The following is a 13,740-nucleotide window of genomic DNA, read 5'->3' as shown; positions in this document are numbered from 1 at the left end:
CTCTGGAAGTTTGAAAAACTTCACGAAAGGGGTCAAGCATGACCCCTTTTGAAACCCCTCTTTATCGGTAGAGAGTACGTTCGATGAAGGCACCCTGTTGCCAATCGCGGTGCGGGCTGCGTAAGCCCGCAAAAAGTTTAGAAGAATGTTCGGAGAAGGAACCTTTGTTTCCTTCCCTTCCCTTCTTTGGTGCAATAGAACCCCCTCATCCCCGATGGCAGAATTCTGCCGTCGGGGATGAGGGGGGTTATCAGCGCTGCGCTTACTTCTGCAGGTTTGCCAGCAGCTCTTGCTTGATGTTCCAGAGCTTGTCCGACAGGTCGACATAATAGTTGTGCGGGTTCTCGAAGCGCTTGACCTCGTCCCACAGGGTGTCCACCTGCTGCAAACAATGCGCACGAATGTCCTGAATCTTTGGCAGCTCGTAGACCAGCTTGCCCTTTTCAAAGATCGGCTTGAGCATCTCCTTTGCATACACGTTTTCCAGCGTGCACTTCTTCCAGGTTGCCAGCGGATCAAAGATGGTGATGGTGATTGGATTCTTAGTATCCAGCTCCTCATCGTGGACACAGACATAGTCGGCGACTGCCATACCGTTCTCGTCAAAGAAGCGGTACAGCTTCTTAAAATGCGGATTGGTGATCTTCTCCAAACTCTCGCTGATCTTGATCTTTGGAATAAATTCGCCGTCCTTCTCGACCGCTACCAGCTTGTATACACCGCCAAAGACCGGATCGGACTTGCTGGTAATCAGGCGCTCACCGATGCCGAAGCTGTCGATCTTTGCACCCTGAATCTGCAGATCGCGGATGAGGTACTCATCCAGCGAGTTGGACGCCACAATCTTGACATCCGAAAATCCGGCAGCATCCAGCATCTTTCTTGCCTTCTTGGACAGGTAGGCGATGTCGCCGCTGTCGATGCGCACACCCTTTGGACGGAAGCCTTTGGGCAGGATGACCTCGTTAAACACCTTGATGGCGTTTGGAATACCCGATTTGAGCACGTTGTAGGTGTCGATGAGCAGCATGCAGTCGTCCGGATAGATTTCAGCGTAGGAACGGAATGCCTCATACTCGGTGTCGAACATCTGTACCCAGCTGTGTGCCATGGTGCCTACCGCAGGAACGCCGTAGTCACGGTCGGTAATGGCACAGGCAGTGGCGCCGCAGCCGCCGATATAGGTAGCTCTTGCGCCCAGAATCGCCGCGTCGTAGCCCTGTGCACGGCGAGAACCAAACTCCATAATCAGTTTATCGCCGGCGGCACGAACCATACGGTTTGCCTTGGTGGCAACCAGCGACTGATGGTTGATGGTCAGCAGTACCATGGTCTCGACCAGCTGTGCCTGAATGACCGGACCCTTGATGGTGACGATCGGTTCATTCGGGAACATCGGAGTGCCTTCCTCCATCGCCCAGACGTCGCACTCGAAGTGGAAGTTTGCAAGGTAGTCCAAAAACTGCTCGTCGAAGATCTTCTTCGAGCGGAAGTACTCGATGTCCTGCTCGGTGAAACGCAGGTTCTGCAAATAATGTACCAGCTGTTCCAGTCCTGCAAAAACAGCAAAACCGCCGCCGTCCGGAATCTTGCGGAAGAACATATCGAACACCGCAATCTTGTCCTTCATCCCGTTGAGGAAATAACCGTTGGACATGGTAAATTCATAGTAGTCGGTCAGCATGGTTAAGTTTCGTTCTTCTGTCCAGTTAATCTGCATAATTTCAAGACCTTTCTTTGTTCAGCCAGCAGCTGGCTGTGAACAGGACCTGCCTGCCCCAAATCTTTTTCCAAACCTTCTTTCGGGGCATACGCCCCGTTTTGTCCTATTCATTTCCCGCATCATCCGGAGAACCGTAGTCAAATGACTTGAGGTTCTTTGGATCATACACAATGCCGTGCTGGCTGCAATGGTAGATGCTCTCCATCATGTCCACCGCCTTGTAGCCCGCATAGTAGAAAATCTGTGGAAAGCTGCGGGTGTCCACCTTGTCCGGTGTCTGGAGGCAGAACCATGGCTCATGCTCGAGATTCAAAATGTCCTCCTTGACCTCCTTGCGGCGGAAGTGCTGGGTGTACATGCTCGGCTTGCCCATCATCATCTCTGCAGCTCCCACCAGCGGCAGAAGGGCGCCCTTGCGGTCCAGCGACAGCTGAATCATCATCGAAGCATCTCGAAAACACTTTTTGATCTCGGTATCCCGCACCCGCAGGCCATATACCTCCCACAGCAGCATGACATACATCCGTGCGATCAGCTCATGCTCCTCCTCGGTGCCATACAACCGTTTTGCCGGACGGTATTCGCGGATGTTTCTGCCTTTTTTCAGCTCATAAAACGCGGTGTCGATGTCGCTTTCGATGCGGCTGTGTACGCCTATCGCCATCTCTTCGCCAAGTGCGCGCTCCTTCTGCATCTGCTTAAAATAGATGTAAGGATGTGCCTCGCAGTCCAGGCAGTAATGGCCGACAAATCCCAGCACATACGCCGCCAGCGTTCCGTAGGCCGGACGTCCCTTGTGCATGGTCAGATAGCAGCTGAGTGCGGTGAACAGCTCATCCGTCTTTGCCCGATGCAGGATGCTGGCATACCGAGGCAGAATGCTTCTGCGCAGAATGGCGTCGCGGAAAAACATCAGATCCGGTCCCTGCAGTCCCCAGAAATAGGGAGCAGGATTTTGCTCCAGCAGCTCCTGGATGGGCTTATCCAGCGACGAAAAGACATGGGTTCCAAACAGTTCGTGGGTAACAAATGCCGGCATAGCGGCCTCCTTTCCAGTCGTTAAAACATCTCGGTTGCGACTTTAAACAGCAGCAGTATCATTGCGACGATCATAATCGGGCGGACGATCTTGGCGCCTTTTTTCAGTGCCAGTCCCGAACCGACCCAGTTGCCCAGAATGGCAAAGATGGTGCAGCGGATGCCGATGCCAAACAGCACATTGCCGCTGAGCGCATAGGTGACCAGCGCCGCCACATTGGAGGAGAGGTTGACCACCTTGGTGGTGCCGCAGGAGCGCAGGATGCTAAGACCCAGCACCGAGTTAAACAGCAGCGTCAAAAAGGTGCCCATGCCAGGGCCAAAGAAGCCGTCGTACATGCCCAGACCAAAGCCAATGGCAATCGACAGCAGAATCGAGCGAGCCAGCGGCGGCTCGTGTTCGGTCTCCTCACCAAAGTCCTTTTTGCGCAGAATCATCACTGCAATGACCGGCACTGCGATCAGCAGCACATAGCGCAGATACTTTTCGTCGATTGCCATTGCCAGCTTTGCGCCGATCGGCGAACCGATCAGCGCCGCTACCGCCGCCACAGCGCCTACCTTAAAGTTGACCTGCTTGTTTTTGATAAAGCGCAGCGTCGCTGTAAAGGTGCCGATGCTCGATGCAAACTTGTTGGTGCCCAGCGCCATGTGCGGCGGCAGACCCACCGCATAGTAGGCCGGCAGAGTGATCAGACCGCCGCCGCCTGCGATGGAATCGACCAGTCCACCCAAAAAGATGCACGCAAACAAAATAATCATCTGTGATAATTCCAAGTTTTCCATAGTTTCTACCCTTCCCTGTCCCAGACTTGCGGCAATGCCGCAATCAACTCAGCACTCCTCAGCGGACAACCGAGGTTCCCTTTTCCTTCAGATAGGTCGACTGCAAATCTGCCAGATGCAGCTTGACCGCCAGCGGATAGCGCTCATAGGCATGGCTGATCGCGTAGCTGCCGCCGCGCGCTGCTTCATCAAAACCGCCCATGTGCCAGCGGATGGCCACCGCCTCCGAGGGTTTGAGCCGCAGAAAACGCTCGATCAGAAAGACCGACTTCTCCCCATGGCCATAGGGAAACTGGTCGTCGATGGCATAGTAAGGCTGCGGCTCCCAGCGGCCGGTCTCAGGGTTTTTGACGTTGCGGGAGCTGACCTTGTAAAACTGCGCCTTGCACACGTCGTGCAGCAGTCCGCAGATGGCAAAGCTCTCCATGCTGTCGCCTTCCTCAAAATAGCTGCCGACCATCGTGTCAAAGACGCTCAGACTGTGCATCACCAGTCCCTGCTCGCAGGCACAGTGATACTTGGTGCTGGCAGGTGCAGTGAAAAAATCGGTCTTTTTCAGCCACTCCAGCAGCTGCTGGGCACCCTCGCGCTTGATGTAGGTACAAAACAGCTCCTCAAAGCGCTGCTGATACTCTGTTTTTTCCATATCGTCCCTCCGAACTGACATTGTAGCGTCGATGTTGCGAAAAGTTTTTCAGACTCAATTATAACACAAATCTTAACAGAAACCAGTGCATTTTCAAAAGAATGCAAAAAAATACAGCACAAAAAAACCGACGCCTCTTATCGAAGCGTCGGTTCTAATTACGGAAGATACTTTTTCCCCTGCCAGCTGTCCCTGCGGACCAGCTCCTTGTCGATCTCGTTGAGCACACAGAGCTTTTTTAAGCTCCACTCGGGTCCCACCAGCGATTCGCGCTCGCCGTCGCCGGTCAGACGCTGGATCACCAGCTCAGGAGGCAGCACCTCCAGCTGGTCGCAGACGATCTGGACATACTCCTCCCGCGAGAGCAGCGAAAACTCCCCTGCCGCAAGCTGCTGCGCCATCACCGTGCCTTTGAGCACATGCAGAAGGTGAATCTTGATGCTGTGCAGTTTTAAACGGGCAAGCTCCCGCGCTGTCTGCATCATCATCTCGCGATCCTCCCCAGGCAGTCCGTCGATGATATGGACGCACACCGGAATATCGCGGTCCACCAGCTTCTGGTAGCCCTGCAAAAACTCGGCGTAGGTATGGCAGCGGTTGATGCGCTCGCCGGTGACATCATGCACCGACTGCAGTCCCAGCTCCACTTCCAGCGAGGTGCGCCGGTTTAACTGTCCAAGGTAGTCGACGACATCGTCGTCCAGACAGTCGGCTCGGGTGGCAATCGCCAGTCCCACCACATCAGGGAAGCTGAGGGCTTCCTCAAACTTTTCCCGCAGCACCGGCAGCGGTGCATAGGTGTTGGTGTGTGCCTGAAAGTAGGGAATGTACTTGGTACCCGCCCACTTTTTGCCCATCATGGCGCGCACCTGGTCAAACTGCTGGCGCAGCGGAAGGTTTTTGTCGCCGGCAAAATCGCCGCTTCCCTTTGCGGAGCAGTAGGTGCAGCCGCCGAAACCGCGGGTACCGTCGATATTCGGACAGGTAAACCCTGCGTCCAGCGAGATTTTGGCGACCTTGCAGCCAAACCGCTGCTTGAGGTCATAGGTAAAGGTATGATACCGCTTGTTGGTATCGGAATAAGGAAAAGGACTGGACATTACTTTTTGAGCAGTGCGCCCGCTTCTTCATCGACAAAGATGGTGACATCCGGATGCAGACGCAGGATGCTTGCCGGTACCTTTGGAGTGATTGGACCATAGACGGTGTCATAGATGGTCTGTGCTTTCTTTGGACCGTTTGCCAGCAGCACGATCTTCTTTGCCTTCATGATGGTGCCGATGCCCATGGTCAGCGCCTTTTTCGGAACCTCGTCCATCGAGGAGAAGAATCTTGCGTTGGCTTCGATGGTGTTCTGGGTCAGATCAACCACATGGGTCTTTTCCGGGAACTCTTCGCATGGCTCGTTAAATGCGATGTGTCCGTTGTTGCCGATGCCCAGCAGCTGGATGTCCACGCCGCCCATGCCGGCAACAACCTGCTCATAGCGCTCGCACTCTGCCTGAAGGTCTGCTGCGGTTCCGTTTGGAACGTTGGTGTTTGCCTTGTCGATGTTGATATGGTCAAACAGGTTGTGGTTCATAAAGTAACGGTAGCTCTGGTCGTTGTCGCCCGAAAGACCTGCATACTCGTCGAGGTTGACTGTCTTAACGTGGCTGAAGTCGACACGGTGCTCGTTGTACATCTGCACCAGTTCCTTGTACATGCCGACAGGAGTCGAGCCGGTGGCAAGGCCCAGTACACAGTCAGGCTTCAGGGTGATTTCTGCTGCAAAAATGCGGCTTGCCAGTTTGCACATCTCGGTATAATCTTTGGTTACTACTACTTTCATGATAAACTCCCTCTTTTCTCTTGTTTCAAAAATAACGGATTCTGCCTTCATTTTATCATAAAGCAGGCAAAGGGTCTAGCTCCTATTTGTTACATTTTTCCGCTTTGTCCGCTTTTTTTGCTGCATTGATTCTCCGAATCGACGGCATGTGTCCCTCGATTTCCTGTAAAAACGCCCGCTCGGACTGCTCGTCAAACTGTGCTTTATCCACCACCATCAGCTGATATTCTTTGGTAAACATCGCATAATAGTGTGTGCTTTCCACCAGACGTTCGACGGTGCTGTATTCCATCTCCAGATGGCCTCCCGTCTTTGTGTTGATCACCTGCAGCTCCTCCGGCAGAAAGACCAGCTCTCCTTCGGCGCGATCCTCGCCGTACAGCTCCTGCAGTCTTTTCAGACTCAGCTTGACCTGCTGGTTTTCCAGCGCGATGATCTCCACGCCAAACACCAGCACGCCAAACAGACAGATCGTAGTGGTGGCAAATTCTCCGTAGAGAACGGCTCCTACCGCTACCAGTGCCAGCACTCCCATTAAAATTTGCAGTCCCTTTCTTCCTCGAGGACGAAGAAGATATTTTTTCAGCTCCTGCAGCGCCTGTCTGTCCACGATTGTATGTACCCTCATGGTGTTCCTCCTGTTCTATCTGCATATCATTCTACTATTATCATAACACACAAACCACCGTTTCCCCACCCCTGTGTATCCTATGGGAAGAGATTTGTCACTTATGCTAATCTATGCCGTTCTATTTCATCAGTCTGCAATAAAAAAGGACAGCCCGCTTACAAGGGCTGTCCTTTTTTCACGGCTTTCTGCCACTATTTGATTGCTGCTTCGACGATCTCTCTTGCCTTGTCGTTGTCTGGAGAGATAACAACGAACAGATAGTTACCGTCCTCGATGACCACTGCATTTTCCAGCTTGCTCATCTCCTCCGGTTTGTAGTCCTCATAGCGGACCTTCAGGTCGTTGATGCGCTCGTTGATGAGTGTCTTAACGGCGGTCACCTGATCGGACTCCTTGACCTGGAACATCGCAATTTCATCGGCGTTGCCGGTGGAATAATCGCTCATATAGATGGCATAGCTTTCCAGTGTGGCCGGATCAATGTAGTAATAGTTGTCCAGCGCAGCTTCGCTCTGTTTCTGCATCTTGCTGGCAGAAAAGTCGATCTGGGTGGTCAGGGAGTTGTACAGGTCGTCAAAGGAGACGTACTTTTCCTCGCCGCCGCATCCTGCCAGACACAGTACCATCATCATTGCTGCCAGTGCCAAAGTCAAAAATCGTTTCATGTTCATGTTACCTTCAAACCTTTCTGAAAATAGTGGGAGGTTTACAGGCAAAAGCCTGAAACCTTGAAAAAAATATCCGTACCTTTACGATGGCTGTTCTTCCTCGGTGACCGTGTGGGTCTTGAGGTAGTCAAACCACTTGTTGTAATAGGTTGTCCCAAAGTGCATGCCGTCACCATTGGAATCCTCCGGCAGACAACCGTTTTCATCCTTGATGGCTGAAGCGACATCCAGATAGTAGACATCCTCATTTTCGGCGATCTGGACGATCAATTCATTATACTGGTTGATCTTTTCGTTGGAGATATCCTCGCGCTCGTCGTCAAACTCCTGGGTGACCGGAAGGATCGACTGCAAAAAGATCTGGCTGTCGGGATGCTGCTCCTTGACGCTCTGTACAAAGGAGGTGTATGCCTCGGTGAAATGCTCCTCGGTAAACCATCCCACACCGTTTGCACCAAACATGATGTAGATCTTTTTGGGGTTTGCCTCTTCGAGGGCACCCAGTGCAGTGGTATAGCCTTCGGAAGTACGGATCTGGTCATCGGTGAACACCGTGTCCAGATTGATACCTCTTGCCGCTACCACCGTGGCATTGCTCATCACCTCGTAAAGCTTGATACCCTCGGTGATCGAGTCGCCCACAAAGGCTGCATCATCAAAGTAATCGTCCGACACGCTGAAGCCGCTGTTCGGTACCAGCGCCGGAGAATCCAGAATCCGCTGGGAGGTCATGGTCACCACATCGGTGTTTTCCACCGGCGTCTGGGTCACTGCCGAGGTGCTCTGGGATTCCTGCTCCTCGGTCTGCTCGGTGGTTTCGGTATCCACCACAGCTGCCTCCTGCTCGGACTGACCATCGCCTTCAGGCTGACCGTTGCCTCCCTCTGGCTGTTCGGTCGGCACCTCCTTAGGGGCGTCGGCATTATTTTCTGTTTCTGCGGTCAGGGCGTCCTCCCTTTGCTGCTGAGATTTTTCCCAGTAGACAGAGATTCCAAGCGCCACCAGCACCGCTGCTATTAAAATGATAAAAAACGACAGAATCGCTTTTTTTCGATTCTTTCTACGGTGCGCATAAATGCTCGTTCTGCCGTACAATCTTCCTCCTCCTCGCTTTTTCCCGTCCGGAAGTTGTCTGCATTTCCAGGTACAGGAAAATCTTTCTTCCTTTCTTTCCTAGTATACTACACCTGCCTTTAAAAGCAAACCCCCGCTTTTAATTTTCATAAAAATTTTAAAAAACTTTTACTGGTGTAGGTGCAGCTTTTTGGACTTTTGCGTGTACAATACCGATGCAATTATTTTTAGCAAAAAACCGCAAAAAAATGCTTGACTTTTCTTTTAGTGGATGATATAATGAATGACGTTGAATCGCTGACAGTGATTCTGACAATATTTGCGAGTGTGCTGGAATAGGCAGACAGGCACGTTTGAGGGGCGTGTGTCTTCGACGTACGAGTTCAAGTCTCGTCACTCGCACCAAAAGCCATCGACCAATCGGTCGATGGCTTTTTTGTTTTACTGCATAGAAAAAGAAACAGGAGGGGAACTTCCCCTCCTGTTTTTTGTATCCTGTGGATTACAGGCTCAGTTTGTTTAAGCCGATCAGCGACAGAACGTAGATCTTCAGTGCTTTCATCATGTAGTCGATGCTGTTGCACTCATCTGGCATGTGCTCCTCGCCTCTGCCTTCGCCGCATGGGTTTGGCATACCGTGGAAGTGTGGACCAAAAGCAACGGCATTGTCAAAGCGTCTTGCATAGGTGCCGCCGCCGATGGTATATGGAACGCCCTTCTCGCCGGTGACATGGTCATAAGCTTCCAGCAGGGTCTTGATTTCCGGTGTATCTGCCGGTTTGTAGCAAGGTACCGAGTTGTTTCTCAGCACTGCCTTGCCGCCAACCTCTGCGATGTGTTTTTCGATGGAAGCAAACAGCTCCTCACCCTTCATGGTAACCGGATAACGGATGTCCAGACGAAGCTGAATCTTGCCATCCTCCATCGAGTCTACGCCGTTGATGTGGGTCAGCTTGCCGGAAACCTCATCAGCAACCTCAACACCGATACCAGCGCCGTGGTAGTCTTTGAGCACTTCGGCAGCGACTGCCATTGCTTTCTTCTCTGCATCGGAGAGCTGTGGCAGGGTGGAAACCAGCTCGAACAGGCGTTTGGTTGCGTTGATCGAACCTTCCGGTTTTGCTGCATGGGCGGTCTTGCCGACAGCGTTGAGCTCGATGCCGCCTTCTACTGCTTTAACGGTGTAGATGCTCTTATCATAGTCGCCCAGATCTGCCTCAGAGATACCCTTGAGGGTTGCGGTTGCACTTGCGCAGACTGCATTGCCGACGGTACCACCGGTAACATTGGTGATCACCTTGCCGTCAACTGCCATCTCGATGGTGACGCCCAGCTGACCTTTTTCACCGATACAGACAGGGAAATCTGCGTCTGGAGTGAAAGCAAAGTTTGGCATTTTTTCTGCTTCCAGATAGTGCGGCAGGTCGCCCATACCGGTTTCCTCGCTGCATCCCATAACCAGACGGAAGGTATAGTTTGGCTGGATGCCCAGCTCTTTCATACATTTGAGTGCATACAGACCCAGAACGGTTGGACCTTTATCGTCAGCAACGCCGCGGCCGTAGATATAGCCGTCCTTTTCGATCATATCGTATGGATCATGGCTCCAGCCGTCGCCTTCTGGAACGACGTCCAGATGTCCGAGGATAGCGATTTCCTTTTCACTGTTGCCGTAGGTAGCAGAACCTGCGTAGTAGTCATAGTTTTTGGTAGCAAAGCCCATGCTCTCGCACATGCTGAGTGCCTTATCCAGCACCTTGTGGCAGCCTTCGCCAAACGGAGCCTTCGGGTCATCGCTGTGGACGCTGACGCTCTTGATGTTGACCAGAGCAGCAATATCATTGATGACGTTCTGGCGATTGTCCTCGATAAATTTGTCAATTCTGGATTCCATTTCCTTAGAAACCATGTTGATCCCTCCATTGCAATTTTATACGGGGGTGTCTTCCCCGCTGTTAAATCCATTATACCATAAATTTGAAAGTTTACCATAATAAAATTGTTGCAGGACTGAGCAGAGGCTGCGCCCCTGCTCCAACTTTCTGCCAAAATTTCTGCAGGATGGTTCCTGCGAGATTCTTTTTGTGGGGCTACGCAGGTCTGCACCCAAACTTACAGAAAAACCAGACTTCATTTTGTGCGGACGTGAGAAGGAGCAAGGCTCCTTCTTCGAACCATTGCAGGCTTACGCAGCCCGCGCCGCGATTACTTTCCTTTCACGAGGAAAGTAATCAAAGGCGTGCCAAAGAGGAGGTATCCTCTTTGGAAACACCTCTGAGGGGCAAGACCGCACCTCTGCTTCCTACGTTATCATACTTTTCTGTGTGCGGTCCCGAGAATGAAACAAGTTTCATTCTCCGAACTTTTCTGCAGAAAAGTTACTCTCCTCGGGAACTTCGCAAAGCGAAGTTCTCTCCCCCTGTCTGCTCCGGCAGTAGGATAATATCAGGTTTTGCACCTACCACTTCGGGCAGCAAGTGGTTACGCCATTGTATTCACTTTCTTGGGAGCATGGGGTTTCAAAAGGGGCTTGCCCCTTTCGCTGGAGGTCAAGGAACCAGGAGGTTCCTTGTGTGCTCTTTGTGAAACTTTCTTCACACAAGAAAGTTTCCGCGGGTGCGGGCTGCGCAAGCCCGCAAAAGCTTTTGCAGAAAGCCGACGTGCGGACAAATAAAATGTTGTAAACTGTCCGCATAACAGCTGATGACATGGCACCTTTCACCAATAAACTTTGCCAAAATAATTGACAAGTACACTTGGCAATGCTATACTCAAAATACCAAGTATACTTGTCATAAACAAAGGAGGGTCACAGATGAATAAAGACGAAATTTTGGCCAAAAGCCGCAGCGAAAAACAGGATGAAGGTGTTGAATATATCGCTTCACACGGACGCCGCTATGGAGTCGTCGGCATGACCGCCATGTTTTTGCTTTTGGCAATCTATAACCTGTATCATGGAGATTCGTGCAATCAGATTTTAGCGATGTACTGGACCTACCTTGGTTTTGAATCCTGGGGAAGGTACAGGGTTGACCACCGTCCTTTCCAATTGGTTCTGAGCATAATTGGAGTATGTGCCGGAATTGCATGGGCTGATCTTCACATTCTATCCTAAGCAAAACCATAAGTGAAAGGAATGTGTCCTGAATGGACGATAAACTGATATTAAAAAACCATTTGAAAGAAGCGCGCGCTGAAAAAAAGCTCTCCCAAAGTCAACTGGCGGAACTGGTAGGTGTATCGCGCAACACCATCAGCTCTATTGAAACCGGACAATTTAACCCTACTGCAAAGCTGGCCTTGATCTTATGCATCGCACTGGACAAAAAATTTGAGGAACTGTTTTATTTTGAGGACTAGCTACTTGATCGCCGAATACCTCTTGATTTCTCAGAAAAAGTTTTTAGGTGTTCAAAGGTTCAATCTGCCCGCACAGCGGGCAGCGCACTCGACGTGCGGCAGCATCGAAACAGTATGGAGTCCCTAAATGTTTTTATATGAAAGTGTTGCAAGAAAGCCAGATTGAAAACAAGTTTTCAATCATCGGACAAAAACTTTTGTTTGTCCTTCACGGCGGCTTTTCTTTCTTCTCCCTCCATGCTATAATCGCTCTGAGGGGATCTGTCTTTTTGAGCAAAGGAAAGGAGCATTTTATGAACTATCAAATTTGGGGAGAACCTATGCCCGCTGTCACCATCCGTCTGGAACAGGGCGAAAGCATCTATACCCAATCCGGCGGCATGAGCTGGATGACCGACAGCATCGAAATGGATACCAACCTCCGCGGCGGCCTGTTTAAGGGCCTCGGCAGAATGTTCAGCGGTGAGTCGCTGTTTATGGCTACCTATACTGCCTCAAGACCCGCCCAGGAAATTACCCTCGCTTCCTCCTTCCCAGGGCAGATCCTTGCCCTGCAAATTTCCCGCGGTCAGCAGTATATCTGCCAGAAAAGCGCCTTCCTGTGCGCCCAGCAGAGCGTCGAGCTGTCCGCTGAAATCGTCAAGGGCTTCTCCGGCGGCCTGTTCGGCGGCGAGGGCTTTGTGCTCCAGCGGCTGAGCGGTGAAGGTCTTGCCTTTGTCGAGCTGGACGGCAGCGTCCGTGAAATCGACCTTGCACCTGGACAGCGTCTGAAGGTGGACACCGGCAACGTCGCTCTGTTTGAAAGCAGCGTCAAATATGCTGTCGAAACGGTCAAAGGATTTAAAAATATCCTGTTCGGCGGCGAAGGACTGTTTTTGACCACGCTGGAAGGTCCTGGCAAGGTCTGGCTGCAGACCATCACCACCGAAGCCACCGCAATGAAACTCAAACCCTTCCTCAGTGTAGAGACCAGCAAATAAGTGAACACAAAGGAGCCAACCATGAATCAGATTCCCTGTCGAACCGTCGAACAGCTCAAACAGTTTTTGCAGCAGCAGTATGCTGCCCAGCCCATTGAGCCGGTCGATTATCTTTTGTACAATACCCGTCACCAGATGCTTCAGCTGTTTTATCCACAGCAAGTGGAGGAATTGGTGGAAAGCACCGGCTTCTCACCCGATACTGACGAAATCACCGCTGCCATCTTTGATGCAGCGGTAGAAAATCTGGATGCCGAGCTATGCTCGCAGTATGTACAGTACCGATTTGCACAGACTGCACCCGCAGGCACGCCGGCTGTCTTTTATGTCACCATCGAGAAAAACACCGGCTTTGTGCTGCCCCAGTATGAATGGGGCAGCGACGACATCGCCGATGTACCGGACGAGGACTACCGCTATTTTAACTGTATCCTGCGCGACATTTTGCTCTATCAGGGTGCAAGTGAGGAGGACATCGCCCAGAACAGTCCACGCTATCAGCGATATTGCATCGCCAAAGAGTTTTGGGACAGCGTCTGTTAGCAAACTGAATATGCTAACAGTTCGCGTTGTCGGTTGAGTGGAAAGTCGAAAGCCTTGCTCTCGCGCAGGTTGCTTAGCCTCCGGCTTCGCTCGTTGTGCGCAATCATCCTTTTGTTGCAGGGTAGACCCTGCAAGACCTATGCGGGCTTGCGCAGCCCGCACCTGCGGAAACTTTCTTGTGTGAAGAAAGTTTCACAAAGAGCACACAAGGAACCTCCTGGTTCCTTGACCTCCAGCGAAGGGGGTCAAGTGTGACCCCCTTTGAACCCCCATATGTCGGCGGTAAGTGCGCTCGACGAGAGCACTCTGCTGCCCGAAGTGGTAGATGCAAAACCTGACATTCTCCCACTAGCGGAGCAGACAGGGGGAGAGAACTTCGCTTGCGAAGTTCCCGAGGGAGTATCTTTATTACACCTAAGTTCGGAGAATGGACCTTGTCCATTCTCGGGACCGCACA

The 13,740-nt window shown here is 51.7% G+C and carries 14 protein-coding genes and 1 tRNA gene; 5 read left to right on the top strand and 10 right to left on the bottom strand.

What is annotated here, in order from left to right:
* Positions 1-262: 262 nt before the first annotated feature.
* The 9 genes from Q0L39_RS07675 to Q0L39_RS07635 form a co-directional block, all read right to left on the bottom strand.
* A complete protein-coding gene (locus Q0L39_RS07675; RefSeq protein ID WP_296628085.1) occupies positions 263-1,720 on the bottom strand; it encodes a nicotinate phosphoribosyltransferase in 1,458 nt (485 codons plus the stop codon).
* A 106-nt stretch (positions 1,721-1,826) separates the two neighbouring features.
* Complete coding sequence (locus tag Q0L39_RS07670) at positions 1,827-2,762, bottom strand: hypothetical protein (protein ID WP_296628083.1); 936 nt, start codon at positions 2,760-2,762, stop codon at positions 1,827-1,829.
* 20 nt (positions 2,763-2,782) lie between these two features.
* Positions 2,783-3,547: a TSUP family transporter gene (locus Q0L39_RS07665; RefSeq protein ID WP_296628081.1), complete on the bottom strand. Its 765-nt coding sequence runs from the start codon at positions 3,545-3,547 to the stop codon at positions 2,783-2,785.
* A gap of 58 nt (positions 3,548-3,605) precedes the next feature.
* Positions 3,606-4,193 carry a hydrolase gene (locus Q0L39_RS07660; protein WP_296628080.1) on the bottom strand — a complete coding sequence of 196 codons (588 nt, stop codon included), beginning with the start codon at positions 4,191-4,193 and terminating at the stop codon, positions 3,606-3,608.
* A gap of 158 nt (positions 4,194-4,351) precedes the next feature.
* Entirely contained in the window at positions 4,352-5,293 is a 942-nt protein-coding gene (locus Q0L39_RS07655; RefSeq protein WP_296628078.1) for a TIGR01212 family radical SAM protein, read from the bottom strand.
* Positions 5,293-6,024 carry a glucosamine-6-phosphate deaminase gene (nagB, locus tag Q0L39_RS07650; RefSeq protein WP_296628077.1) on the bottom strand — a complete coding sequence of 244 codons (732 nt, stop codon included), beginning with the start codon at positions 6,022-6,024 and terminating at the stop codon, positions 5,293-5,295. Before nagB ends, Q0L39_RS07655 begins: the two co-directional genes overlap by 1 nt.
* Before the next feature lie 82 nt (positions 6,025-6,106).
* The gene (locus tag Q0L39_RS07645; protein ID WP_296628075.1) at positions 6,107-6,652 is read right to left on the bottom strand and encodes a YcxB family protein; all 546 of its coding nucleotides are present in this window, start codon (positions 6,650-6,652) and stop codon (positions 6,107-6,109) included.
* Positions 6,653-6,846: 194 nt separating this feature from the next.
* Positions 6,847-7,320: a DUF4358 domain-containing protein gene (locus Q0L39_RS07640; RefSeq protein WP_296628073.1), complete on the bottom strand. Its 474-nt coding sequence runs from the start codon at positions 7,318-7,320 to the stop codon at positions 6,847-6,849.
* 84 nt (positions 7,321-7,404) lie between these two features.
* Entirely contained in the window at positions 7,405-8,418 is a 1,014-nt protein-coding gene (locus tag Q0L39_RS07635) for a GDSL-type esterase/lipase family protein (RefSeq protein ID WP_296628071.1), read from the bottom strand.
* A gap of 300 nt (positions 8,419-8,718) precedes the next feature.
* Between Q0L39_RS07635 and Q0L39_RS07630 the strand changes: the two genes are divergently transcribed.
* Positions 8,719-8,802 (top strand) — tRNA-Leu (locus Q0L39_RS07630).
* 97 nt (positions 8,803-8,899) lie between these two features.
* On the opposite strand, the gene Q0L39_RS07625 is transcribed toward Q0L39_RS07630, so the two are convergent.
* Positions 8,900-10,306 (bottom strand): Sapep family Mn(2+)-dependent dipeptidase, encoded by a 1,407-nt coding sequence (locus Q0L39_RS07625; protein ID WP_296628070.1) that lies wholly within the window; start codon positions 10,304-10,306, stop codon positions 8,900-8,902.
* A 906-nt stretch (positions 10,307-11,212) separates the two neighbouring features.
* On the opposite strand from Q0L39_RS07625, the gene Q0L39_RS07620 reads away from it, so the two are divergent.
* The 4 genes from Q0L39_RS07620 (at position 11,213) to Q0L39_RS07605 (ending at position 13,283) form a co-directional block, all read left to right on the top strand.
* Positions 11,213-11,515, top strand: coding sequence for a DUF6442 family protein (locus Q0L39_RS07620; protein WP_296628068.1), 303 nt, complete (start codon positions 11,213-11,215; stop codon positions 11,513-11,515).
* A gap of 32 nt (positions 11,516-11,547) precedes the next feature.
* Positions 11,548-11,760, top strand: a complete 213-nt coding sequence (locus Q0L39_RS07615; RefSeq protein ID WP_296628067.1) for a helix-turn-helix transcriptional regulator — start codon at positions 11,548-11,550, stop codon at positions 11,758-11,760.
* Positions 11,761-12,053: 293 nt separating this feature from the next.
* Complete coding sequence (locus Q0L39_RS07610; protein WP_296628065.1) at positions 12,054-12,740, top strand: TIGR00266 family protein; 687 nt, start codon at positions 12,054-12,056, stop codon at positions 12,738-12,740.
* Between the two features lie 21 nt (positions 12,741-12,761).
* On the top strand, positions 12,762-13,283 hold the full coding sequence (locus Q0L39_RS07605; RefSeq protein ID WP_296628064.1) for a hypothetical protein: 522 nt from the start codon (positions 12,762-12,764) through the stop codon (positions 13,281-13,283).
* The last annotated feature ends 457 nt before the right edge of the window (positions 13,284-13,740 follow it).

The organism is uncultured Negativibacillus sp. (genome assembly GCF_944388365.1).
In the GTDB taxonomy this organism is placed as follows: domain Bacteria; phylum Bacillota; class Clostridia; order Oscillospirales; family Ruminococcaceae; genus Negativibacillus.
This window is presented reverse-complemented; position numbering and strand designations above follow the sequence as displayed.